Annotated in this window: 21 protein-coding genes; 3 read left to right on the top strand and 18 right to left on the bottom strand. The window is 71.8% G+C overall.

The window, feature by feature from the left end; translation table 11 throughout:
* The first annotated feature begins 58 nt into the window (after positions 1–58).
* The gene (locus tag ACWC94_RS36175; RefSeq protein WP_450801515.1) at positions 59–298 is read left to right on the top strand and encodes a DUF6400 family protein; all 240 of its coding nucleotides are present in this window, start codon (positions 59–61) and stop codon (positions 296–298) included.
* Between the two features lie 188 nt (positions 299–486).
* On the opposite strand, the gene ACWC94_RS36170 is transcribed toward ACWC94_RS36175, so the two are convergent.
* The 4 genes from ACWC94_RS36170 to ACWC94_RS36155 all read right to left on the bottom strand — a co-directional run bounded on the left by ACWC94_RS36170 (position 487) and on the right by ACWC94_RS36155 (position 4,488).
* A complete protein-coding gene (locus ACWC94_RS36170) occupies positions 487–918 on the bottom strand; it encodes an ester cyclase (RefSeq protein WP_450801514.1) in 432 nt (143 codons plus the stop codon).
* 44 nt (positions 919–962) lie between these two features.
* The gene (locus ACWC94_RS36165; RefSeq protein ID WP_450801513.1) at positions 963–2,780 is read right to left on the bottom strand and encodes a bifunctional metallophosphatase/5'-nucleotidase; all 1,818 of its coding nucleotides are present in this window, start codon (positions 2,778–2,780) and stop codon (positions 963–965) included.
* 173 nt (positions 2,781–2,953) lie between these two features.
* Positions 2,954–3,166, bottom strand: a complete 213-nt coding sequence (locus ACWC94_RS36160; protein WP_450801512.1) for a hypothetical protein — start codon at positions 3,164–3,166, stop codon at positions 2,954–2,956.
* Positions 3,167–3,204: 38 nt separating this feature from the next.
* Positions 3,205–4,488 (bottom strand): adenylosuccinate synthase, encoded by a 1,284-nt coding sequence (locus ACWC94_RS36155; RefSeq protein WP_450801511.1) that lies wholly within the window; start codon positions 4,486–4,488, stop codon positions 3,205–3,207.
* 212 nt (positions 4,489–4,700) lie between these two features.
* Here ACWC94_RS36155 and ACWC94_RS36150 point away from each other — a divergent pair, with 212 nt between their 5' ends.
* Both ACWC94_RS36150 and ACWC94_RS36145 read left to right on the top strand, forming a co-directional pair.
* Positions 4,701–5,522, top strand: coding sequence for a diacylglycerol kinase (locus ACWC94_RS36150; RefSeq protein ID WP_450801510.1), 822 nt, complete (start codon positions 4,701–4,703; stop codon positions 5,520–5,522).
* 141 nt (positions 5,523–5,663) lie between these two features.
* Positions 5,664–7,175: an APC family permease gene (locus ACWC94_RS36145; RefSeq protein ID WP_450801509.1), complete on the top strand. Its 1,512-nt coding sequence runs from the start codon at positions 5,664–5,666 to the stop codon at positions 7,173–7,175.
* 15 nt (positions 7,176–7,190) lie between these two features.
* On the opposite strand, the gene ACWC94_RS36140 is transcribed toward ACWC94_RS36145, so the two are convergent.
* From ACWC94_RS36140 to fbaA, 14 genes are all read right to left on the bottom strand, one after another.
* On the bottom strand, positions 7,191–8,411 hold the full coding sequence (locus ACWC94_RS36140; RefSeq protein WP_450801508.1) for a cytochrome P450: 1,221 nt from the start codon (positions 8,409–8,411) through the stop codon (positions 7,191–7,193).
* A gap of 57 nt (positions 8,412–8,468) precedes the next feature.
* A complete protein-coding gene (locus tag ACWC94_RS36135) occupies positions 8,469–8,972 on the bottom strand; it encodes a hypothetical protein (protein WP_450801507.1) in 504 nt (167 codons plus the stop codon).
* Positions 8,969–9,634 (bottom strand): response regulator, encoded by a 666-nt coding sequence (locus ACWC94_RS36130; protein ID WP_450801506.1) that lies wholly within the window; start codon positions 9,632–9,634, stop codon positions 8,969–8,971. The genes ACWC94_RS36135 and ACWC94_RS36130 overlap by 4 nt, the downstream gene beginning before the upstream one ends.
* Positions 9,631–10,983, bottom strand: a complete 1,353-nt coding sequence (locus tag ACWC94_RS36125; protein WP_450801505.1) for a sensor histidine kinase — start codon at positions 10,981–10,983, stop codon at positions 9,631–9,633. The genes ACWC94_RS36130 and ACWC94_RS36125 overlap by 4 nt, the downstream gene beginning before the upstream one ends.
* A gap of 115 nt (positions 10,984–11,098) precedes the next feature.
* The gene (locus ACWC94_RS36120; RefSeq protein ID WP_450801504.1) at positions 11,099–11,779 is read right to left on the bottom strand and encodes a response regulator; all 681 of its coding nucleotides are present in this window, start codon (positions 11,777–11,779) and stop codon (positions 11,099–11,101) included.
* A gap of 63 nt (positions 11,780–11,842) precedes the next feature.
* Positions 11,843–13,348, bottom strand: coding sequence for a sensor histidine kinase (locus tag ACWC94_RS36115; protein ID WP_450801503.1), 1,506 nt, complete (start codon positions 13,346–13,348; stop codon positions 11,843–11,845).
* A gap of 1 nt (position 13,349) precedes the next feature.
* Positions 13,350–14,540, bottom strand: coding sequence for an acyltransferase family protein (locus tag ACWC94_RS36110; RefSeq protein ID WP_450801533.1), 1,191 nt, complete (start codon positions 14,538–14,540; stop codon positions 13,350–13,352).
* Positions 14,541–14,601: 61 nt separating this feature from the next.
* Entirely contained in the window at positions 14,602–15,819 is a 1,218-nt protein-coding gene (locus tag ACWC94_RS36105; protein ID WP_450801502.1) for an alpha/beta hydrolase, read from the bottom strand.
* A 149-nt stretch (positions 15,820–15,968) separates the two neighbouring features.
* Positions 15,969–16,871 (bottom strand): alpha/beta hydrolase, encoded by a 903-nt coding sequence (locus ACWC94_RS36100; RefSeq protein ID WP_450801501.1) that lies wholly within the window; start codon positions 16,869–16,871, stop codon positions 15,969–15,971.
* 218 nt (positions 16,872–17,089) lie between these two features.
* Positions 17,090–18,274: a kynureninase gene (gene kynU, locus ACWC94_RS36095; protein ID WP_450801500.1), complete on the bottom strand. Its 1,185-nt coding sequence runs from the start codon at positions 18,272–18,274 to the stop codon at positions 17,090–17,092.
* The gene (locus tag ACWC94_RS36090; RefSeq protein ID WP_450801499.1) at positions 18,267–19,112 is read right to left on the bottom strand and encodes a tryptophan 2,3-dioxygenase family protein; all 846 of its coding nucleotides are present in this window, start codon (positions 19,110–19,112) and stop codon (positions 18,267–18,269) included. The genes kynU and ACWC94_RS36090 overlap by 8 nt, the downstream gene beginning before the upstream one ends.
* A gap of 146 nt (positions 19,113–19,258) precedes the next feature.
* A complete protein-coding gene (locus ACWC94_RS36085) occupies positions 19,259–19,672 on the bottom strand; it encodes a DUF3151 domain-containing protein (RefSeq protein WP_450801498.1) in 414 nt (137 codons plus the stop codon).
* Positions 19,673–19,845: 173 nt separating this feature from the next.
* Positions 19,846–21,303: an MFS transporter gene (locus ACWC94_RS36080; RefSeq protein WP_450801497.1), complete on the bottom strand. Its 1,458-nt coding sequence runs from the start codon at positions 21,301–21,303 to the stop codon at positions 19,846–19,848.
* A gap of 68 nt (positions 21,304–21,371) precedes the next feature.
* On the bottom strand, positions 21,372–22,394 hold the full coding sequence (gene fbaA / locus ACWC94_RS36075; RefSeq protein WP_450801496.1) for a class II fructose-bisphosphate aldolase: 1,023 nt from the start codon (positions 22,392–22,394) through the stop codon (positions 21,372–21,374).
* Positions 22,395–22,499: the final 105 nt, after the last annotated feature.

The raw sequence follows: 22,499 nt of genomic DNA, 5'->3' as shown, positions 1-22,499 counted from the left end.
GTGTGATGTCACCCACCTCTTCTTGCCGTGGGCGAAATGCCTGCCTACGTTCGGTGGCATGTCCTCCCACGGCCCCACCTTCGACTTCAGCGTCGACCTGAGCGCGCACGAGATGCTCCGGCGTACCCACGTCATGGCCGCCCTGGGCCCCGGCTGGGATCCCGCGGCGGCGCTCCGCGGCGAGGAGGAGGCACGTGCGCTGCTGTACTCCGGCCTGGACGCCGAGCAGCAGCGCGTCTACGACGAGCTGGTGGCGGCCGGTGTGCTCCCGCCGGGGCCCGGCGATGCTGCCGCTTGATCCGCAGGCCGACAGGGGGCGACGCGCCTGGGGGGTGGACTGCCCGGACTGCGACGACCGGAGCGGGTGGCGCTACCTGCTCTCGAACACCGGCAGCCTGCTGCACCTGCAGTGTCCCGCGTGCCACTGCGTCTGGTCGCACGAGACCCATTTCGGTGCCACCCGCTCCACCCCCTGACGCGACCGGTTCAGCCCTGCGGCAGCGGCCAGCCGAGCTGTGCGAAGAGGCCGAGGCGGTCGCTCACCGCGCGGATCTCCGCGATCTTCCCCTCCCGCAGCGTGAAGATCCAGATCGCCTCGATCCCGAAGGACCGGCCGGTCGGCTCCGGCATGCGCGGATGCGCCCCGCTGTGGACGCCCCGCTGGGTCACGCGGGCGACCACCCGGTCCCCCTCGCCGATCAGCTCGTCCACTTGGACGGTGAGCGGTGCGAGGGCCTCCGACTGCTGGCGCAGGCCCTCGAACGCCGCCCCGGGCTCGTCCGCCTCGCCGTGGATGATCTTGTTGTGGTCCACGACGTCCGCCGCCATGTACTGCGGCAGATCCCCGAGCCGGCCCTCGCTGACCGCCTCGAAGAAGCCCTGGACCACCTTCTTGCCGTCGTCCGCCGTTCCGCTCACCACTCCCCCTGTTCTCGTTCCCGCCCGTCCGGCGAGCGCTGCGCTCAGAAGACCGGCGTTCCCGCCTGCGTCAGCTTCCAGTTGGTGACCGCGAAGTCGGCCGGGTCGAGGGTCTTCTTCGCGGTCACGTAGTCGATCATCAGCTGCCGGATCTCGTTTGTCGAGCTGTACGCGACCGGGGCGGAAGCGATGTGCGGGTAGCCCGAACCGCCGTTGGCGCGGTAGTTGTTGACCGCCACGACGAAGACCTGGTCGTCGGCGACCGGAGCGCCGTTGTAGGTGAGGTTCTTGATCCTCGACCCCTCGGCCCGGTCGATGTCGATCTCGTAGTCGACGCCCGCGGCCGTGTCGTACATGTAGTCCCAGAAGTTGTTGGCGTTCGTGAGGGTGGCGGTGTCCACCTTCGTGCCGGCCGGGACCTGGTGGTAGTACTTCGCCGCGTACTCCAGGTAGTCCTTCAGCTGGGCGCCCGTCAGCTTCCGGCCGTAGAGGGTGTTGTCGTAGATGTAGAGCCCGGCGATGTCCTTGATGGTGACGCTGCCCTGGGGGATGTCCGCCGTGCGGGAGAAGGGCGCCGCCATCGAGATGAGCGGGAGGGCCGCGTCGGACGCCGACAGGCCCGCCTTCACCGACTCCATCTGCACCTTGTGGATGAAGTCCATGATGGGGACGTCCTTCCAGCAGGACTCCGCCGCCGAGAGGTTCGCCGTACACGTGCCGACCGCCGTGTTGACGTACTTCACCACCAGCTCGTGGTCGGCCTCCAGGAGCTTCTTGATCTCCGGGTCCTCGTCCACGGTGTTGGGGTTGAGGGTCTGCGCCTTCTTGCTCGTCACCTTCCACTGGCCGTGGTGCAGTTCGAGCTCGAAGTCGAAGACGCTGAGGCGGTAGCCCCAGCAGTACGGCTCCGAGAGGAGCACCTCCTCGCCGGTCTCCGCGTTCTTCACCGTGTAGGACGGGACCTCCACGTGCGTGTGGCCCACCAGGATCGCGTCGATCCCGGGCACCTGCTCGGCCACCAGGTTCGACGCGTTCTCCACGTACGGGAGCGAGTCGCCGTAGGAGGACGAGCCGTCCATGCCCGAGTGGTCCGTCAGGAAGACGACGTCACAGCCCAGCGCGCGCAGCCTCGGCACGTACTTCTTCGCCTGCTCCACCAGGCCCGGGAACACCATCTTCCCGCTGACGTTGTCCTTGTCCCACAGGGCGATACCGGGGTTGGTCAGGCCCAGGATGCCGACCTTGATGTCGGGGGCGCCGGGGACGCGGATCCGCTTGACGGTGTAGGGGTGGAAGGCGGGGCGCAGCGTCTTGGCGTCCAGGGCGTTGGCGCCGAGCAGCGGGAAGTGGCACTGGCTCTCGAACTTGCGCAGCGTCTCGATGCCGTAGTTGAACTCGTGGTTGCCGAGGGCGGCGGCGTCGTAGCGCATGTGGTTCATGGCCACGGCCATCGGGTGCCGGGGGCCCTCCTTGCCGCCCGTGCCGGTGATCGGGTCGACACGGGCGAAGTAGTAGGCCAGGGAGGTGCCCTGGATGATGTCGCCGGCGTCGACGAGGAGGACGTGGTCCTCACCCTTGGCCGCGCGCTGCTGCTTGATGAGGGTGGCGACGCGTGCCACACCCACCGAGTTGCCCGCCTTGTCGGTGTAGGCGGCGTCCTTGTAGTAGTCCCAGTCGAAGACGTGGCTGTGCAGGTCGGTGGTCCCGAGGATGGAGAACGACCAGGTACGGGGGTGGCAGTCACGCTTCTGCTCGGCCGCCTGGGCGGGGGCCGCCGCGACGGTTCCCGCGGCGGCGACGGCCGCACCGGTGACGGCCGACTTCTTCACGAACTCCCGGCGGTTCATGGGACTGAGGGGCATGCAAGGGCTCCTGGTTCGGCTGGAGTGGGCGACAGGTGGCGGCGGTGCAGTGCGGAGGCTACCCGCGTAGATGCTGCTAGCGCCCGCGATTGCCGGAAACCAGGAAAAGACCATGTCCAGGTCAAGGATGGGTCAGTGCGCGGCCTGTGCGAACTCCGGGGGAACGGCCGGTGTCAGAGCCGGCCGATGAGCCTGATCTCCGGCGGCCACAGCACCCTGCTCGCCATCAGGAGCGAGGGCCCGAGATGCACCGGGCAGACGCGGAGCGGGGGCAGCTGGTACCGGGCCACCTCGAACACCGCCGGGTCGGAGCAGTCCGTGCCGCCGGCCTGGTCGCCTTCACCGCCGTACGGTCCCCGGCACCGTGCGTTCCGGTGGACACTCACCCCTCGATTGTCCACCGGAACGCATGGCCGCGGCTCCCCTACAGGAACGAGTTGATCTCGATCGTCTCGTCCCGGCCCGGGCCCACGCCGATCGCGGAGATCGGGGCGCCGGACATCTCCTCCAGCGCCTTGACGTAGTTCTGGGCGTTCTTCGGCAGGTCGGAGAACGACTTCGCCTTGGTGATGTCCTCGGACCAGCCCGGCAGCGTCTCGTAGACCGGCTTCGCGTGGTGGAAGTCGGTCTGGGAGTACGGCAGCTCCTCGACGCGCTTGCCGTCGATCTCGTACGCCACGCAGACCGGGATCTCCTCCCAGCCGGTCAGGACGTCCAGCTTGGTGAGGAAGAAGTCGGTCAGGCCGTTGACCCGGGTCGCGTAGCGGGCGATCACGGCGTCGAACCAGCCGCAGCGGCGGTCACGGCCGGTGGTCACGCCCCGCTCGCCGCCGATGCGGCGCAGCGCCTCGCCGTCCTCGTCGAACAGCTCGGTCGGGAAGGGGCCGGCGCCGACGCGGGTGGTGTAGGCCTTGAGGATGCCGATGACGCGGCTGATCTTCGTGGGGCCCACTCCGGCGCCGGTGCAGGCGCCGCCCGCGGTGGGGTTGCTGGAGGTCACGAACGGGTACGTGCCGTGGTCGATGTCCAGCAGCGTGCCCTGGCCGCCCTCGAACAGGACGACCTTGTCGTCCTCCAGGGCCTGGTTCAGGACCAGCACGGTGTCGGCGACGTACGGCTCGATCTGCTCGGCGTAGCCCAGCAGCTCCTCGACCACCTGGCTCACGGCGATCGCGCGCCGGTTGTACAGCTTGGTGAGGATCTGGTTCTTGACGTCGAGGGCCGCCTCCACCTTCTGGGTGAGGATCGACTCGTCGTACAGGTCCTGGACCCGGATGCCGACGCGGTTGATCTTGTCCGCGTAGGTCGGGCCGATGCCACGGCCGGTCGTTCCGATCTTGCGCTTGCCGAGGAAGCGTTCCGTCACCTTGTCGACGGTCACGTTGTACGGCGTGATGATGTGCGCGTTACCGCTGATCAGGAGCTTGGACGTGTCGACGCCACGCTCGTTCAGACCGCTCAGCTCGGAGAGCAGGACCGACGGGTCGACGACGACGCCGTTGCCGATGACCGGAACACACGTAGGCGAGAGGATTCCGGAAGGGAGGAGGTGGAGTGCGTACTTCTGGTCGCCGACGACGACCGTGTGGCCGGCGTTGTTGCCGCCCTGGTATCGCACTACGTAGTCCACCGAGCCACCGAGCAGGTCGGTCGCCTTTCCCTTGCCTTCGTCACCCCACTGAGCACCGAGCAGCACAAGTGCGGGCACGCGCGTACACCCCTTCCGGGTGGGGCATGTCCATGGTCGGGGGCGTGGGCGTAAGGTTCACCGCCGCGTGCCACAGCGACCGCCGTTGGTCGCACAACCGTCGGACCGGATGCCCCGGAATAGACGAAGCCCCTGGCGCAATAGCGCAAGGGGCTCTTGCACAAAGATGCTACCCGAGGAAGCGAGGCAGGACCGAGGTGGCGACTTTCGCGATGTCCGAACAGCTGCTGGTGATCATCGATCCGGCGGCACGGCAGACGGACGGGGAGTCCGTACGGATCGCGAAAGACGTGCTCAGCGCGGGTGCGGCGGCCAAGGTGTGCCTGCCCGACGGGCCGGAGGAATTCGCCCGCGCCCTGGGCCGCAGGGGTTCGAGGCGGCCGGTGGTGGTGGGCGACGACCGGGCGCTGGTCCGGGCCGTCACCCTGCTGCACCGGCGGCGGGAGCTGACCGGATGTGCCCTGTCCGTGGTCCCGGTGGGTGAGACGTCCGTCGCCCGGTCCCTGGGCGTGCCGGGCGGGACGGTGGCGGCGGCGCGGGCGGTGCTGGACGGTGCCGAGCGGCGCCTGGACCTGCTGGTCGACGACAGCGACGGGGTCGTCCTGGGCGCGCTGGGCATTCCGCCGGAGCCGGTGCGGGCGGCTGCCGCCCAGCCGGTGCCGGTGGGTCCGGGCCGGGCCTGGTACCGCTCCCTGGTCCGCACCCTCGCCCCCCGCCCGCCCCGGCTGTCCGCCGTTCCGGCCCCGGGGCCGTCCCGGCTGCGGGTCGAGGTCGACGGGGAGACCGTGGTGGATCTGGGCCAGCCCGTGGAGGCGGTGTCGGTGACGCCGGGCACGGGCGGTGTGGCCGAGGTGGAGGTGCGTCCGCTGTCGGTGGGCGCGGAGGCGACGCCGCTCCGGGCCCTGGGGCGCATGGTGACGGTGGTCGGCCCGGACTTCCGCTACCGCGCGGACGCGGCGGTGTCGGGGCCGGTACGGCGGCGTACGTGGCGCGTGGTGGAGGACGCCTGGGGGCTGGTCCTCCCGTCGGCCTGACCCCACCCGCGCGCACCACCCGCACACCCTCAATGGTCTGGTGACAAATATTTAACCGCCCCGACCCCTTCCCGTGTACCCGTGTCGTCCACCATCCTGCTCCATCAGGACCCAGCGACCGGATACTGAGGGGGCCACCCGATGGCAGTGGACGAGGGCGTCGCTCCGGCGGCGGGCACAACGGACGACGAAACGGTTCATCGGCTGAAGCCCAACGCAGTGGGCCTGCTCGGCGTGGTGTTCATGGCCGTCGCCACCGCCGCGCCGATCACCGCCATGACCGGCAACGTGCCGTTCATGGTGTCGGCCGGCAACGGCATCGGGGCACCCGCGAGCTATCTCGTGGCAATGGTCGTCCTGGCAATCTTTTCCGTTGGTTTCACGTCGATGGCGAAGCACATCACGTCGACCGGCGCGTTCTACGGATTCATTTCGTACGGGCTCGGCCGGACCGCCGGTCTCGCCTCCGGGCTGCTCGCGACCTTCGCGTACGTCGTGTTCGAGCCGGCGCTGATCGGGATCTTCTCCACCTTCGCGACGACCACGCTGAAGGACCAGACGGGACTGCACGTGCCCTGGTGGGCCTTCGCTGTCCTGATGCTCGCGATCAACGCGACCGGCACCTGGTTCGGGGTCAGCGTCGCCGAGAAGCTCCTGGTGGCGCTGCTGGCGACCGAGGTGACCGTACTGGCGGCCATGGCGGTGTCCGTCGCCCTCCACGGCGGCGGCCCGCACGGGTTCACCTTCGCGCCGGTCGACCCGGTCAACGCCTTCAAGGGCACGTCCGCCGGTCTCGGGCTCTTCTTCGCCTTCTGGTCCTGGGTCGGCTTCGAGTCGACCGCGATGTACGGCGAGGAGTCCCGCGACCCGAAGAAGATCATCCCCAAGGCGACGATGATCAGCGTCCTGGGCGTCGGTGTCTTCTACGTCTTCGTCTCCTGGATGGCCATCACCGGCAACGGCGAGGCCGAGGCCGTGAAGGCGGCCTCCTCCGCGAACCCGCTCGCGCTGTTCTTCCACCCCACCGAGCGCTATGTCGGCCACTGGGCGGTCGACGTCATGCAGTGGCTGATGATCACCGGCTCACTGGCCTGCGGCATGGCCTTCCACAACTGCGCCGCCCGCTATCTGTACGCGCTGGGCCGGGAGGGCGTCCTGCCGTCGCTGAAGCAGAGCATCGGCCGCACCCACGCCCGGCACGGCTCGCCGCACATCGCCGGCCTGGTGCAGACCGTCGTCAGCGCGGTGCTGATCGGGGCCTTCTGGATCGCGGGCAAGGACCCGTACACGGGCACGTACGTACTGCTGGCGATCCTGGGGACCATGGCGATCCTCGTCGTCCAGGCCGTGTGCTCCTTCGCCGTGCTCGCGTACTTCCGCTCCCACCACCCCGAGAGCCGCCACTGGTTCCGCACCTTCACCGCGCCGCTCGTCGGCGGCGTCGCGATGCTCGCCGTCGTGGTGTTGCTGGTGTCCAACATGGGTGTGGCGGCCGGGCCGGAGTCCGGGTCGATCGTGCTGAAGGCGACGCCGTGGCTGGTGGGCCTGATCGCGGCGATCGGGGTCGGGTACGCGCAGTATCTGAAGCGGCGGTCCCCGGAGCGGTATGTGCTGCTGGGGCGGACGGTGCTGGAGGAGACGAAGGAACGCTGAGCGGGCTCGGCGTGATCACCCCACCTCGACGCGCAGCCCCTCCAACCCCCGGATCACGAAGTTCGGCTTCCTCACCGGCTCCGCCGCCAGGCTCAGCGTGGGGGCCTGCTGGAGGAGGGCCGTCATCGAAGCCGCCAGCTCGATGCGGGCCAGTGGGGCGCCGATGCAGTAGTGGATGCCCGCGCTGAAGGAGATGTGCGGGTTGTCCCCGCGGGTGAGGTCCAGGCGGTCGGGGTCGGGGAAGACCGCCGGGTCGTGGTTGGCGGAACCGAAGAGCATGGCGATCTCCGCGCCCCTCGGGAGGGTCGTGCCGTCGATCTCGATGTCGTCCAGCACCCAGCGTTCGAAGAGCTGGAGCGGGGTGTCGTAGCGCATCAGCTCCTCGACCGCGGAAGGGACGAGGGAGTGGTCGGCACGGAGGGCCGCCAGCTGGCCGGGGTGGCGGAACAGCGCCCACCAGCCGTTCACCGTGGCGTTGACCGTCGCCTCGTGCCCGGCGTTGAGCAGCAGCACGGCCGTGGAGATCATCTCCTGCTCGGTCAGCCGGTCGTCCTCGTCGTGCGCCGCGATCAGCCCGGAGATCAGGTCCTCCCCCGGCTCCTTGCGCCGGGCCGCGATCAGCTCGCGCAGATACTCCGAGAACTCCACCGACGCCCGCACCGCCCGCGCCGCCGTCTCCCCGGACGGGTTCAGCTCGTACATCCCGCAGATGTCCGCCGACCACGGCCGCAACTGCGCCCGGTCCCCCTCCGGGATGCCGAGCATCTCGGCGATCACCGCCACCGGCAGCGGCTCCGCCACGTCGGTCAGCAGATCACCGCCGCCGTCGCGGACCAGCGCGGTCACCAGGTCGCCCGCCAGTGCGTGGACGTACGGCTTGAGCCGCTCCACCGTGCGCGGTGTGAACGCCTTCGACACCAGGCGCCGGATCCGGGTGTGGTCCGGCGGCTCCAGGTCGAGCATCCCGTGGTCGTTGAGCGTGTGGAACGGCTCGTGCTCCGGCGGGGGCGGGGTCCGGCCGAACTCCTCGTGCGAGAACCGGTGCTGATACGTCCGTCCCAGTCGGCGGTCCCGCAACAGCGCCGAGACATCCGCGTGCCGGGGCACCAGCCACTGATCGGTCGGCTCGTACCGGATCACCCGGCCGCGTGCGCGCAGCTCGGCATAGGCCGGGTACGGGTCGGCGACGAACGCCGGGTCCCAGGGGTCGAACACGAGGTCGGTAGGGCCTGCCATGCCGGGACGCTAGCGCGCCGCCCCGGAGCCTGACCAGGGTGTCGGCCCCTGACGTACTCAGCCGCGGCCTTCGTGGAGGAAGTCGTAGTAGTCCTTCCCTCCGACGAGGACGGACGTGACGTACAGCGGCAGGCCCCCGGCGTCGCGCGGGATCCCCTGGGAGGTCTGCCGGGTGAAACCCAGGGACACCCCGGGGATCACCGGGTGCTCGGGGCGAGACGTGTCGACGGTCCAGCCCCGGGCGGCGGCCCGCCGGAAGAGTTCCTCCGCCGGTGTGCCGAACACGTCGTCCCCGTCGAGCAGGACCCGCGTGCCGGACACCCGGCCCTCGCCCGGCCACCACAACTCGATCGCCGTGACCGTGGGGCCGCTCTCCAGGAGGGCCTGTACGCCCACCCCGTCCACGGACCAGGAGGCCCGCGCCGTATTCCGGCGCCGCAACACTCTGGGCTCGCCCCAGCCGGACGCCGCCGCGATCGCCTCGTGAAGCGTCATGCCCAGACACAGCGGCGCGACTTCGCGCGGTGGGTCCAGCACCAGTTCCACCGCTTCCCCCCTCATCCCGGTATCACCAGACGGGCCTCATAGGCGAAGACCGCTGCCTGGGTGCGGTCTCTGAGACCCAGCTTCACCAGGATGCGGCTCACATGGGTCTTGATGGTCGACTCGGCCACCACCAGCCGCTCGGCGATCTCCGCGTTCGACAGGCCCTGGGCGATCAGGACCAGGACCTCCGTCTCCCGTTCCGTCAGCTCGCCGTAGGCCGCCTGGGCCGCGGGCATCAGGCGTGGGGTCTCCGACAGGCGGGAGAACTCCGTGATCAGACGTTTGGTGACCGAGGGGGCCAGGAGGGCCTCGCCCGCCGCCACCACTCTGACGCCGTCGGCCAGTTGGCGGGCCGAGGCGTCCTTCAGGAGGAAGCCGGAGGCACCCGCACGCAGGGCCTGGTACACGTACTCGTCGAGGTCGAAGGTCGTCAGGACCAGCACCTTCGCCGCCGCGTCCGCCGCCACGATCTCCCGGGTCGCCTCGATGCCGTTCAGCTCGGGCATGCGGATGTCCATCAGCACGACGTCCGGGGCGAGTTCACGGACCCGTCCCACCGCCTCCCTTCCGTTGACGGCCTCGCCGACGACCTCGATGTCCGGCATCGCGTTCAGCAGGACCGAGAAACCCTCGCGGACCATCATCTGGTCGTCCGCGATCAGTACGCGGATGGTCATGCCTCACCCTCGTTCGCCGGACCGGCGGCCGGTACCGGCAGGAACACCGTCACCTCATAGCCGCCCTCCCCGGTGGGGGCCGTCGTCATCTCGCCGTTCAGCATGGAGACGCGTTCCCGCATGCCGGTGATGCCGTGACCGGCGCCCGGCGAGGGTTTCGCGAGATGGGGCGCGGGCGGTGGGCCGTTGACTACACGCAGGCCCAGGCCGCCGAGGACATAGCCGATCTCCACGCGGGCGCTCGCTCCCGGTGCGTGCCGCAGGGTGTTGCTCAGGGCCTCCTGGACGATCCGGTACGCCGACAGCTCCACGCCCTGCGGCAGTTCACGGACCGCGCCGGTCACCGCCTTGTCGACCGTGAGACCGGCCTCCCGCACATTGGCCAGCAGCCCGTCCAGGTCGGCCAGGGTCGGCTGCGGGGCGTCCGGGGCCTCGTAGTCCTCGGCGCGGACCACTCCGAGGACCCGGCGCAGCTCCGTCAGGGCCGCCACCGCGTTCTCCCGGATGGTGACGAACGCCTTCTCCAGTTCCTCCGGCGGGTTCTCCACCCGGTAGGGCGCGGCCTCCGCCTGGATGGCGACCACCGACATGTGATGGGCGACCACGTCGTGCAGCTCACGGGCGATGGTCGTACGCTCCTCCAGCAGCGTGCGCCGCGAGCGTTCGTGCTCGGTGACCGTCTGCTGCGCGGTCACCTCCCGCTCGGCCTGCCGGCGTATGTGCCGGACCGTGACGGCCAGCAGGATGAACGCCGAGAGGATCAGCATCGGGGACACGTCGGTCTCGTAGTGGTCGAGGCCGAAGGCGGCATCGGACCAGAGGCCGTACACCGCCGTGAGCGCCCACATCCAGGCCGCGGTGCGCGGGCGGGTGCGCAGCGCCACGACGGTGAGGACCGTCAGGTGGGCGATGAAGCTGCTCGGCAGCCACGGCCAGCTGTCCCAGTCGCCGCCGGTGACCGCGGTGGCCGTGGTCGCCGCGAGCGACAGCCAGAACGCCCCGGCCGGGCGCGCCAGGGTCAGCAGCACCGGGACCAGCGCCAGCAGCGCACGTATCAGGGCCGTGGCCCCTCCTTCGTTGTCCGCGAGGCCGACGAGCGCCGCCAGCACGCCCACGGCCGCGACCGTCGCGTGCGGGGCCCAGGCCGCGTACTCCCTCATACGGCCCGGCAGCCGGCGGACGAGCGGGCCGTCCACGGACATGAGCGGCAGCGGCCGGTAGGCGAAGGCATGCTGGAAGAGGTCCTGCCGCAGCCCGCGCAGGGCACCGGCGGCGAGCCGGAACTCCGGGCTGCGCGGCCGGCCGGCCGGGCCCGGCGGAGTCGTCTGCGTGTGCGTCGTCTGGGTCACGTACGCAACGGTAGGCGGGGGCGGGGGTCTCGGTCGTCACCTTGCAGAGGGGTCCTCGGGAGTCCCTCTCAGGTACTACGGGTCCTGGCGAGGGCCTGGTGAGGGACCGGTGGCTTCAACGGCCGCCGGGGCGGACGAGGCCGGACTCGTAGGCGAAGACCGCCGCCTGGGTGCGGTCGCGCAGGCCCAGCTTCACCAGGATCCGGCCCACGTGCGTCTTCACGGTCTGCTCGGCCACGACCAGCCGTTGGGCGATCTCCGCGTTCGACAGGCCCTGGGCGATCAGCGCCAGCACCTCCGTCTCCCGTTCGGTGAGGTCGCCCACGCGCTGCTTGAGCGGGGCCCGGGGCCTGCCGTCCAGGCGGGAGAACTCGGCGATGAGGCGGCGGGTGATGCCGGGCGCGAGCAGGGCGTCGCCCGCGGCCACGACCCGTACCGCCTCGGCCAGCTGGTCCGCGGAGGCGTCCTTGAGCAGAAAGCCGGACGCCCCGGCGCGCAGCGCCTCGTACACGTACTCGTCCAGGTCGAAGGTGGTCAGCACCAGGACCCTGACGGCGGGTTGGTCGGCGGTGATCCGGCGGGTCGCCTCGATGCCGCCGAGTTCGGGCATCCGGATGTCCATCAGCACCACGTCCGGCGCCAGTTCGGCGGTCCGGGCGATCGCGTCGCGGCCGTCCACCGCCTGCCCGACCACCTCGATGCCGGGCTGGGTGTTGAGCAGCACGGTGAATCCCTGCCGGACCATCTGCTGGTCGTCGGCGATGAGTACGCGGATGGTGCCGGCGCCGCTCGTCATGGGGGTCGGTTCTCCTGTCGGGGCTCGCTGCGTGTGGGTCGGGTGGGGCGGGGGCGGGGCGGGTCAGGGCGGGCCGGGGGGTGTCGGTTCCGTCGGTCCGGGGGCGCCGCCCCGGGGGAGGAACGCCACCACCAGGAAGCCGCCGTCCCGGGTCGGTTTCGCCTCGACGCTCCCGCCCAGCATCGCCGCGCGCTCCCGCATGCCCAGCAGGCCGTGACCGCTGCCCGGGGTCGGCTGGACCGGACGGCTGGGGCGGGAGTTGCTGATACTCAGGTATATGCCGTTGGGGAAGTGGGCGATGTCCACCCGCACCTTCGCGCCCGGCGCGTGCCGCAGTACGTTGCTCAGCGCCTCCTGGACGATCCGGTACGCGGACAGCTCCACCCCGGGTGAGTAGCCGCGGGGGTCGCCCTCCTCGGCCTTCACCACGTCCACGCCGGCCGCCCTGGTGTTCTCGAGCAGGGAGTCCAGACGGGCGAGGTTCGGCTGCGGGGCGTCGGGGGCCGGGCCGGTGCCGGGAGCGGACAGGCGCGAGGTGTCCTCGGCCTCCGGTTCGTCCGGACTCTCGGAACGCAGGACGCCGAGCACGCGACGCAGCTCGGTCAGGGCCTCCAGGGCGTTGTTGCGGATGCCGGCGAGGTTCTCCTTCAGCTCCTGCGTGGGGTTCTCCACCAGGTGGGGGGCCACCTGGGCCTGGATGGAGATCACCGACATGTGGTGGGCGACCACGTCGTGCAGCTCCCGGGCGATACGGCTGCGCTCCTCCAGGAGGGTGCGGCGGGCCCGCTCCTCGGCGGTGATCGTCGTCTGCTGGACCAGTTCGGTACGGGCCTCGCTCCGGCTGCGCAGGGCGGCGCCGATGACGGTGGCGACGGCGAACAGCCCGACGGCGACGGCACCGGTCGCGGTGAAGTGCTGCGCACCCACGCCGTTCTTGCTCTGCACGGCGAAGGTGATCACGGCGGTCACGGCGAGCGCGGTGACCGCTCCGCGGAGGCGGACGCGCAGGGCCAGGAACAGGAGTACGGCCATGTGGGCCAGCACAACGGGAGTGGACCAGGGCCAGTTGGGGCCGGGAGGCCCGAGCGAGGCCAGGTGCGGCCGGGTGAGCAGCGCGGTGGCGGTGGCGGCGGCCAGGGACACCGCCCAGGCGGGTACGGGAAGCCACAGGGCCATGACGAGGGCGACGGCCTGGAGGAACGTGCACCACACGGCTACGCCGAAGGCGAGGTCGTAGCTGTTGGACAGCTCTTCGGCGCCGGCTCCCATGATGGCCAGGGCCGCGTAGAAGGTGACCAGATAGGTGAGGAGACGCAGCCAGCGGTACTTGGAGAAGGGGGGTGACTGGGAGGAGGGCCTCGCCCCCAGCCAGGAACGGAGGCGAGCGGCACGGGACGCAGTGGCCGGGCCGGACTCGTCGTCGGCCGGGGCCGGGGAGTCGGGTGGGGTCCGGGAGTGCGGTGAGGTCTTGGAGTCGGGTGAGGTCTTGGAGTCGGGTGAGGTCGCGGGCGGGGCGCCGTCGGACTGCTCGGTCGGGTTCTCGGGTTCCGCGGACATCACGGACGTCACTTTAGGCATGGTGCCGGGACCTCGCTGGCGGCACATGGCGTCGGACCACGTGCGACGTACGGTTGCGGGGGCGGCGGGGGCCCTGCTCGTGGTGCCGGAAGGCCGTCCGGCACAGGGCCAGGGTCAGGATGAGGACAGGGAGCCAGAGCAGACGGGACGCCACCCAGGCGAGGGAGTCGGGAGTGGTGTGCAGGCCGGGCAGGCGGCCGGCCAGGAGGGCTGTCGCCGTGGTGGCCATCATGGCCGTCTGGTGCCAGAGGAAGATCGTCATCGCGGAGAGGTTGACGAAGGCCGTCGCCGCCCAGGCCACGGGCCGGGCCGTCGCGCGGCGCAGGCGGTCGCGGAGCAGGAGGGCGAGGCCGCACTGGGCCAGGCCGAAGGTGACGGCCGCCAGGGTCGGGGGGTTGAGGTTGGACATCGGCGCGCCGGGGACACCGACCATGGACGCCGGATAGCCCGCGCAGGTGATGAGCACGGCCGTGGCCGTCGCACCGCCGAGCAGCAGGGTCCAGGCCGAGCGGCGGCTCGTCAGCTCGCCCCGGGCCCAGGCCGCGCCCAGGGCGTACGGGACCAGCCAGCCCGCCGGCAGGTTCAGCCAGCCGAGCCAGGACGGGCCGAGGTGCAGGCCGAAGCGGAGCAGGTCCACGTGCAGGACGACGGCGAGCGGCCAGAGCGGGTTGAGGCGCGCGACGAGCGGGGTGGCGGCCGTGAGCGCGGCGAAGACCAGCAGGAACCACAGCGGGGACAGCGCCAGTTTGAGCAGTGTGTGGATCGTGGACAGGGGTGTGCCGGTGAGGAGGAGGGTCACGGTCGTCACCGTCCACAGGGCGAGCAGCGCGGCCACCGGGCGCAGGAGGCGGGCCAGACGGGCACGCAGCCAGACGGTGTAACCGTCGCCTCGGTCTTGGGCCGAGGCCAGACCGCGCGTCGCCACCTGGCCGCCGACCAGGAAGAACACGGCCAGTGTCTGGAAGAGCCAGGACACCGGGGCCAGCCAGGGCATGTACTGCAGCGGGCTCGCCGTGTGCAGACCGCCGTCCTGCGCGACCAGTGCCGTCACCAGCCAGTGACCGAGGACGACACCGAGGATCGCGAGGGCGCGCAGGGCGTCGATCGCACGGTCCCGGGACGCGGGGGTGGCGGTGTCGACCTGGTGGGCGGCTCGGCGGAGGGTGCGGAGGGGGGCGCGCAGGGCGGTGCGGAGGGCGGGCTGCGGTGCGTGGACGGTGGGGCGGGGGGCGCTTGCGGTCTGCTCAGGCACGGGTCACCTCCGAGGTCTCGCCGAGGGTGATGCGGGCCAGGTTGGCGAGGGAGGCCGAGCCCGGGGTGAAGTAGCCGCTGTGGTCGGCGGCGGCCGCGTCGAAGACCCGGGCGCCGAAGGCGCGGGAGACCGGGTCGGTGCCGAAGCCGAGGGTGGTGCCGAAGAGGCGGGCGCGGACGTGCGGCACGTGCTCCACCCAGTCGTCGCCGCCACGGGCCGCCCAGATCCGGGCGCGGGTGTGCAGGGCGGCGGCCGAGTCGGCGCCGGTGCCGGGGCTGCCGACCAGGGCCATGTCGTCCGCGTCCAGTCCGGGGGCGGCGCGGCCGCAGACGACCGAGCCGTAGGAGTGGCAGAGCAGGGAGATGTGTGTCCGGGGCGGGGTGGCCGCGCGCAGGTGGCGTACGAAGGCGCGCAGGCGGGGGGCGGCTTCGTCGGCGCGGGCGGTCGTGGTCACCGTGGTGCTGACGGTGGCCGGTGTCTCGTAGCCGAGCCAGGCGATGACGGCGACACGGGTGTGCCGCGGGGCGCGGCGGGTGAGGTCCGTGTAGAGGGCCGTGGCCGCCTGGTGGAAGCGGGCGTAGGTGTCCAGGGAGGTGTCCGAGCCGGGGACCAGGACCGCGAGGTGGTCGGCGTGGGGGAGGTCGCCGAGGACCTCTGTGGCCCGGCCCGCGCCTCGGCCGTCGAAGGTGAGGAGGTGACGGGACGGGGAGGCGAGTGCCTGGTCGGCGGCGGCGCGGTGGGTGTCGCCGTGGGTGGCGGCCGTGTGGGCGGCCTCGGCGGCGTCGGCCCGGTTGGTCGCGTAGGTGGTGGGGAGGGTGGTGGCGGTGAGTGGGGGGAGGGCCGCGGGGGTGGGGGCGGGGATCAGGGGGCGGGCCGCGCCGGCGAGGGGGGCGGCTATGGCCGCGGTGAGGAGGGTGGCGAGGAGGGTGCGGCCCCATGTTTTCGGGCGCCGGGCGGGGTGGGGGCCGTCGGGCTCCGGGCGCGGGTCTGTGGGTGGGCACCCGGCCTCCGGCCTGGCCCCGTCTTCCAGCCGCGCCACCGGTGCCGCCTTCGTCGCCGGCTGCGGGTGGCCCCCGCGGAACGCACCCACCGACGGCGACCGCCGGTCCGTGGACGCGGAGGACGTGTACGACGGCGACCGCCGGTCCGTGGGGAGGGAGGCTGTGGTCCGGGGCGACTGTGCGTGGGTGGGGGAGGTGGAGTGCCCCATGGGCGGGTTCCTTTCAGATGGCCCGGCCATCGGGCTTCTCTGAGAAGGAAGTTAGGGATCGCGGGCCGTCGTCGGCGTCCCGCCAGGGAGCTCTCCCGCGGGGTAGCTCTCAGGTACTACGGGTATCACCGGGTGCCGGAGACGACCCGTCACCACGCCAGTTGGGCGATCTCCTCCGCCACCACCGCGCACGCGTCCGCCGCCGGGTCGATCAGCGGGAAGTGGCCCACGTCCTCCAGCAGCGTCAGGCCCACGACCTCCCCGGCCTTCGCCGCCGCGTCCGCGTAGGACTCGGCCACCGCCTGGGGCACCACCCGGTCCGTACGCCCCTGGACGAGGGTCGTCGCGATGCCCGTCGGGAGGAGCAGGACCGGGTCGGCGCAGGGGCGGCGCTCGGCGAACGTGTCGGGGCCGCCGAGGAGTTGCAGGGCGGCGTTGCCGCACACGTCCCACTTCTCCGCGGCCTCGAAGTCCGCGATCGGGGCGAGGGCGACGACCCCGCGCAGCGGCGCCGGCCGACCGGTGCGCCAGGGGGCGTCCGCGGGCAGGACGTGGCGGGCCGCGGCCCACAGGGCGAGGTGGCCGCCGGCCGAGTGGCCCGTCAGCACGGTGCGGCGCGGGTCGGCCTGCGGCAGCGCCCCGCGGACCAGGGCGGGCAGGGCGTCCAGGGCGGCCGCGACGTCGTCGAAGGTGTCGGGCCAGCGGCCGGCCGGCGCGGGGGCGTCGTCGCCCCCCTCACCCGTGCTCTGCCCGGGGATCAGGGGCTCGCCGCCGCGCCGGTACTCGACGTTGGCCACCGCGAAGCCCCTGCGGGCCAGGTAGTCCGCGAAGGGCGTGATGTGGCGCCGGTCGTAGCGGGCGCGCCAGGCGCCGCCGTGCAGGACCACCACCAGCGGGGCCGGGGAGTCCGACGCGGCCCGGGGGCCGTAGAAGTCGATCACCTGGTCGGGGTGGCTGCCGTACGCGGAGGTGGCGTCGGGGTCGACCGGGGGGTGCGAGAAGGCCGACTCCTCTTCGGCGGCGGCGCGGGCTGCTGCGGCGTCGTCCGGCATGCTCCAACCTCTCAGCGATGGAACGTGTGCGGCGTCCGGCGGACCGGAGGGGAATCGTCGTTCGCCGTTGGCGGGGACGGTATCAGGCCGGTGACGTGCGGGGACATGGAGATGTGACGGAGGGTCGGGGTAAACGGTTCTCCGCCCGTCGGGTGAGCCGGCGGCCGAGCCGGGAAGAGCCGGGGGCGGGGACAAGCGGCCCCGCCCCCGGCTCCCCGCTACGCCAGTTCCTCGGCCAGGATCCGGGCCGCCCGCTCGGTCTCGCCGAAGGTCACGTACAGCGGCGTGAAGCCGAAGCGCAGGACGTCGGGGTGGCGGAAGTCGCCCACGACACCCCGCGCGATCAGGCGCTTCATCACCTCACCGGCGTCCTGGCAGCGCAGGGCGACCTGGCTGCCGCGTTCGCTGTGCCGTTCCGGGGTCACCGACTCGACGCGCCCCGGCTCGGTGTACGCCCGCACGCAGTGCAGGAAGAAGTCCGTCAGCGCGAGGGACTTGGCGCGGACGGCGGAGACGGATACGCCGTCCCAGACGTCCAGGGCCGCCTCCAGGGCGAGCATGGAGAGGATGTCCGGCGTCCCGACCCGGCCGCGCAGCGCGCCCGGTGCCGGTGCGTAGGACGGGCTCATGCCGAACGGGTCGGTGTGCGAGTTCCAGCCGGGCAGCGGGGAGTCGAAACGGGGCTGCAGCTCCCTGCGCACGTAGAGGTACGCCGGTGAACCGGGGCCTCCGTTCAGGTACTTGTAGGTGCAGCCGACCGCCAGGTCGACGCCGTGCTCGTCCAGGTCCACCGGCAGCGCGCCGGCACTGTGGCACAGGTCCCAGACCGCGAGGGCGCCGGCGGAGTGGACGGCCGACGTCAGCGACGGCAGGTCGTGGAGGCGGCCGGTGCGGTAGTCGACGTGGTTGAGCAGCACCGCGGCCGTACGGCCGGTCAGGGCGGCGGGCACCTCGGCCGGGGTCACGGCGCGCAGGGTGCGGCCGGTCATCCGGGCCGCCGACTCGGCGATGTAGCCGTCCGTGGGGAACGTCGTGGCGTCCACCAGGACCTCGGTGCGGTCCTCGCCCGCCATGCGTACGGCCGCGACCAGTGCCTTGAAGACGTTGACGCTGGTGGAGTCGCCGACGACGATCTGCCCGGCCGCCGCGCCGACCAGCGGGGCGATCCGGTCGCCGATCCGCTCGGGCGCGGTCCACCAGCCGCTCTCCTCCCAGGAGCGGATGCGCAGTTCGCCCCACTGGCGGCGGACGACGTCGGCCACGCGGTCGGGTACCTGCGCGGGCAGGGCCCCCAGGGAGTTCCCGTCCAGGTAGATGACGTCATCCAGCAGGAAGCGGTCCCTGAGCGGCGCCAGCGGGTCCGCCGCGTCCAGCTTCTCTGCCCGCAGGACGAGCTCAGACATGGGACCTCGCCGTCCACAGCTCCGGGAAGACGTTCTTGCGGGCGCGCTTCTCCAGCCAGGCCACGCCGGCCGAACCGCCCGTGCCGGGCTTGGCGCCCATCGCGCGGCGGGTGGCGACCAGGTGGTCGTTGCGCCAGCGCCAGACCAGTTCGCCCACGTCGGTCAACGCCTCGCCGAGCCGGGCGAGTTCGTCGTTCGCGTCCCCCGCGTAGACGGCGGTCCAGGCCGCCTCCACGGCGTCCGAGGGCGCGTAGCGCTCGGAGACGTCCCGGCGCAGGACCGAGTCCGGGATCGGGTGGCCGCGGCGCGCGAGGAGGCGTACGACCTCGTCGTACAGGCTCGGCTCGTGCAGGGCCTTCTCCAGTTCCGCGTGGACGCGCGGGGCGCCGCGGTGCGGGACGAGCATGGACGCGGACTTCTCACCGAGCAGGAACTCCATACGGCGGTACATCGCCGACTGGAAGCCGGAGCCCTCGCCGAGGGCACTGCGGTAGGAGTTGAACTGCGCCGGAGTGAGCTGGCCGAGCGGCTTCCAGGAGGCGTTCAGCGCCTCCAGCTCCCGTACGGAACGCTTCAGCGCGGCGATGGCGACCGGTACGTCGTCCGCGCGCAGGGCGTTCGCCGCGGTCTCCCACTCGTGCACGATGACCGTGAACCACAGCTCCATGACCTGGGTCGTCACCAGGAAGACCATCTCGCCGGGATCGTCGGACAGGGTGTGCTGCAGGTGGGTGAGCACGTCCGCCTTGACGTAGTCCTCGTACGGCGTCGTACCCGCGAAGTCGAGATGCGGGGTCTCGGGCTCGGCCTCGGGAAGGGGGTGAGCCTGTTGGGACATCGCTGTCTCCTGTTGTTACTCCGGGTAGCGGTCCGCCCCTGCCGATTCCGGCACGGGGGCCCCGGTCCCCACCCGGAATCCTCCGCAATCGCCTCGGATACGGCAAGGCCCGTCTGCTGCCAGACGGGCCACACCGTGAGGTCCGGCTAGCCGAGGGTCTGGGCCGCCGTCGGGGAGGAGTCCTTCAGGAACTGCGAGCAGCGCTCGTACTCCTCCTGCTCGCCGATCGCCTGCGCGGCGCGGGCGAGGGCGTGCAGGGCGCGCAGGAAGCCGCGGTTCGGCTCGTGTTCCCAGGGGACCGGACCGTGGCCCTTCCAGCCGCTTCGGCGCAGGGCGTCCAGGCCGCGGTGGTAGCCGGTACGGGCGTACGCGTACGACTCCACGACCGCGCCGCGCTCGAACGCCTCGTCGGCCAGCTGGGCCCAGGCGAGGGAGGAGGTGGGGTACTTGGCGGCGACGTCCGCCGGCGCGGTGCCCTGCGCGAGGAGCTCGCGGGGTTCCGGGTCGTCGGGGAGGTGGGTGGGGGGCGGGCCGCCCAAGAGGTTCTCGTGAATCGTCATGGGTTCAGTTTCTCGCACGGGCGCATATGCGGGCGCGTCCTGCGGGGCACCGTGGTCCTGAGTCGACGGCGCCGCGGCTCCCCCGGGGCGCGGGGAACGGCGCGAGCGGCCACGACGCACCCTCAGCCGGCCCCAGGGGGTTTCGTTGTCCGATCCTGATCCAGACGAAACCCCTAGCCGCCCCTCCGCTCCCCCTCCAACGGCGGCGTCGTCACATTGCCGTGGGTGCGGCACTCCGGGCGCGGGCAGCCGGGGGACGGTCGGCGGACCAGGGTGAAAGCGACGGCCGAGCCCAGCAGCAGCGTCCCCGCCAGCATCGGCATCGCCCGGTCGAACGCCGCGTCGAACGCCGTGGGCGACCGGTAGGCCTCCGGACCCATCCCCGCCAGCAGGGGCAGCGCCGCGACCGCGATCAGGCCCGCCGCCCGTGCCGCCGCGTTGTTGATGCCACTGGCCAGGCCGGCCCGCGCGGTGTCCACCGAGGCGAGCACCGTGGCGGTCAGCGGGGCGACGAGGGTGACCATGCCGGCGCCCATCACCAGCAACGCGGGCAGCACGTCCGTCAGGTAGTCCGCGTCCGGCCCCACCCGCAGCATCAGCAGCATCGCCGCCGCGCAGAGCAGGGGGCCGACGGTCAGCGGCAGCCGCGGGCCCGTGCGGTCGGCCAGGGCGCCGGAGCGGGCGGAGAACAGGAGCATCAGGACGGTGGTCGGCAGCAACGCCGTCCCGGCGGCCAGCGGCGAGTAGCCCGCCACCACCTGCAGCTGCAGCGCGGTGAGGAAGAAGAAGCCGCCGAACGCCGCGTACACGCACAGGGTGACGAGGTTGACGGCCGTGAACTGGCGCGAGGCGAAGATGTCCGGCGGGAGCATCGGGTGCGGACGGTGCCGCTCGACGTACACGAAGGCCACGGCCGCCACCACACCGGCCACCCCGGTCAGCGTCACCGCCAGGGAACCCGCCCTCGCCTCGATCAGCGCGTACGTCAGCAGGGCCAGGGCCAGGGCGCCGAGGGCGGCACCCAGCACATCGAAGCGACCCCGGCTGCCGCTGTCGGCGGATTCCGGCACGTGCCGCAGCGCCACCGGCACGCACAGCAGGGCCAGCGGGACGTTCAGCAGGAACACCCAGCGCCAGCCGGGGCCGGTCACCAGCCAGCCGCCCAGGAACGGGCCGACCGCGGCGCCGATCCCGCCGAAGCCGGACCAGAGGCCGACGGCCCGGCTGCGGTCGTCGCGGTGGAAGGACGACTGGATGATCGCCAGGGAGCCGGGGGTCAGGAGCGCGCCGCCGACGCCCTGCAGGGCCCGGGCGGCGATCAGCACGGGCGGGTTCGGCGACAGGCCGCACAGCAGGGACGCCGCCGCGAACCAGATCACGCCCAGCACGAAGATCTTCCGGCGCCCGTAGTGGTCGCCCAGCGAGCCGCCCAGCAGGATCAGACCGGCCAGCGTGACCATGTACGCGTTGACCGTCCACTGCAGCGCGGCCAGGCTCGCGTCCAGGTCGCGGCCGATGCGCGGGAGCGCCACGTTGACGACGGTGGAGTCCAGCAGCGCCATGCTGGAGCCGAGGACCGTGGTGAACAGGATCCACCTGCCCTGGGGCGAGGTCAGCCGGACATCGGGCACGCCCCAGGTATACAGCGGCCCGGCGACCGAGGACAGCCGCCGGGCCCGCCGCGAAACGGACGTACCGCTTACTTGATCTTGTTGCCCGCCGAGCGCAGGTTCTTCGTGGCCTCGACGACGCGCGCGGCCATGCTCGCCTCGGCCAGCTTGCCCCAGGTGCGCGGGTCGTAGGCCTTCTTGTTGCCGACCTCGCCGTCGACCTTCAGGACGCCGTCGTAGTTCTGGAACATGTGGGCGGCGACCGGACGGGTGAAGGCGTACTGGGTGTCCGTGTCGAGGTTCATCTTCACGACGCCGTTCTCCAGCGCGGTCTGGATCTCCTGCTCGGTGGAGCCGGAGCCGCCGTGGAAGACGAAGTCGAACGGGGACTGCTTGCCGAACTTGGCGGCGACGCCGTCGTTCAGCTCCTTCAGCAGGTCGGGGCGGAGCACGACGTTGCCCGGCTTGTACACGCCGTGCACGTTGCCGAAGGAGGCGGCCAGCAGGTAGCGGCCCTTCTCGCCGAGACCGAGGGCCTCCGCCGTACGGATGGCGTCCTCGACCGTCGTGTACAGGGAGTCGTTGATCTCGTGCGAGACACCGTCCTCCTCGCCGCCGGTCGGGGTGATCTCCACCTCGAGGATGATCTTGGCGGCGCGGGTGCGCTCCAGCAGCTCCTGGGCGATCTCCAGGTTGTCGGCGAGGGTCTCGGCGGAGCCGTCCCACATGTGCGACTGGAACAGCGGGTTCCGGCCGGCCTTCACCCGCTCCTCGGAGACCGCGATCAGCGGGCGTACGTACCCGTCGAGCTTGTCCTTCGGGCAGTGGTCGGTGTGCAGCGCGATGTTGACCGGGTACTTCTCGGCGAGGATGTGCGCGTACTCCGCGAGGGCGACCGCGCCGGTGACCATGTCCTTGCTGTACTGGCCGCCGAGGAACTCGGCACCGCCGGTCGAGATCTGGACGATGCCGTCGCTCTCCGCCTCCGCGAAACCGCGCAGCGCCGCGTTCAGGGTCTGGCTCGAGGTGACGTTGATGGCCGGGTAGGCGAACTTGCCTGCCTTCGCCCGGTCGAGCATCTCGTTGTAGACCTCGGGGGTTGCGATGGGCATCTGTCCGCTCCTTGTGTTGCGGGTTGAGAGGTGCTGCGTTACGGCCCTGACCTAGACCTGAGGGGGTGACGTCGTCGTCGGCCCCATCTTTCCAGACATGGACCG

It is taken from the genome of Streptomyces sp. NPDC001135 (genome assembly GCF_053598395.1).
This window is presented reverse-complemented; position numbering and strand designations above follow the sequence as displayed.

Excerpts from the sequence above, each read along its gene's own strand:
- ACWC94_RS36175 (WP_450801515.1), top strand. The coding sequence starts at position 59 with ATGTCCTCCCACGGCCCCACCTTCGACTTCAGCGTCGACCTGAGCGCG.
- ACWC94_RS36165 (WP_450801513.1), bottom strand. The coding sequence starts at position 2,780 with ATGCCCCTCAGTCCCATGAACCGCCGGGAGTTCGTGAAGAAGTCGGCC.
- ACWC94_RS36150 (WP_450801510.1), top strand. The coding sequence starts at position 4,701 with ATGTCCGAACAGCTGCTGGTGATCATCGATCCGGCGGCACGGCAGACG.
- ACWC94_RS36145 (WP_450801509.1), top strand. The coding sequence starts at position 5,664 with ATGGCAGTGGACGAGGGCGTCGCTCCGGCGGCGGGCACAACGGACGAC.
- ACWC94_RS36140 (WP_450801508.1), bottom strand. The coding sequence starts at position 8,411 with ATGGCAGGCCCTACCGACCTCGTGTTCGACCCCTGGGACCCGGCGTTC.
- ACWC94_RS36135 (WP_450801507.1), bottom strand. The coding sequence starts at position 8,972 with ATGAGGGGGGAAGCGGTGGAACTGGTGCTGGACCCACCGCGCGAAGTC.
- ACWC94_RS36130 (WP_450801506.1), bottom strand. The coding sequence starts at position 9,634 with ATGACCATCCGCGTACTGATCGCGGACGACCAGATGATGGTCCGCGAG.
- ACWC94_RS36120 (WP_450801504.1), bottom strand. The coding sequence starts at position 11,779 with ATGACGAGCGGCGCCGGCACCATCCGCGTACTCATCGCCGACGACCAG.
- ACWC94_RS36105 (WP_450801502.1), bottom strand. The coding sequence starts at position 15,819 with ATGGGGCACTCCACCTCCCCCACCCACGCACAGTCGCCCCGGACCACA.
- ACWC94_RS36100 (WP_450801501.1), bottom strand. The coding sequence starts at position 16,871 with ATGCCGGACGACGCCGCAGCAGCCCGCGCCGCCGCCGAAGAGGAGTCG.
- kynU (WP_450801500.1), bottom strand. The coding sequence starts at position 18,274 with ATGTCTGAGCTCGTCCTGCGGGCAGAGAAGCTGGACGCGGCGGACCCG.
- ACWC94_RS36090 (WP_450801499.1), bottom strand. The coding sequence starts at position 19,112 with ATGTCCCAACAGGCTCACCCCCTTCCCGAGGCCGAGCCCGAGACCCCG.
- ACWC94_RS36085 (WP_450801498.1), bottom strand. The coding sequence starts at position 19,672 with ATGACGATTCACGAGAACCTCTTGGGCGGCCCGCCCCCCACCCACCTC.
- fbaA (WP_450801496.1), bottom strand. The coding sequence starts at position 22,394 with ATGCCCATCGCAACCCCCGAGGTCTACAACGAGATGCTCGACCGGGCG.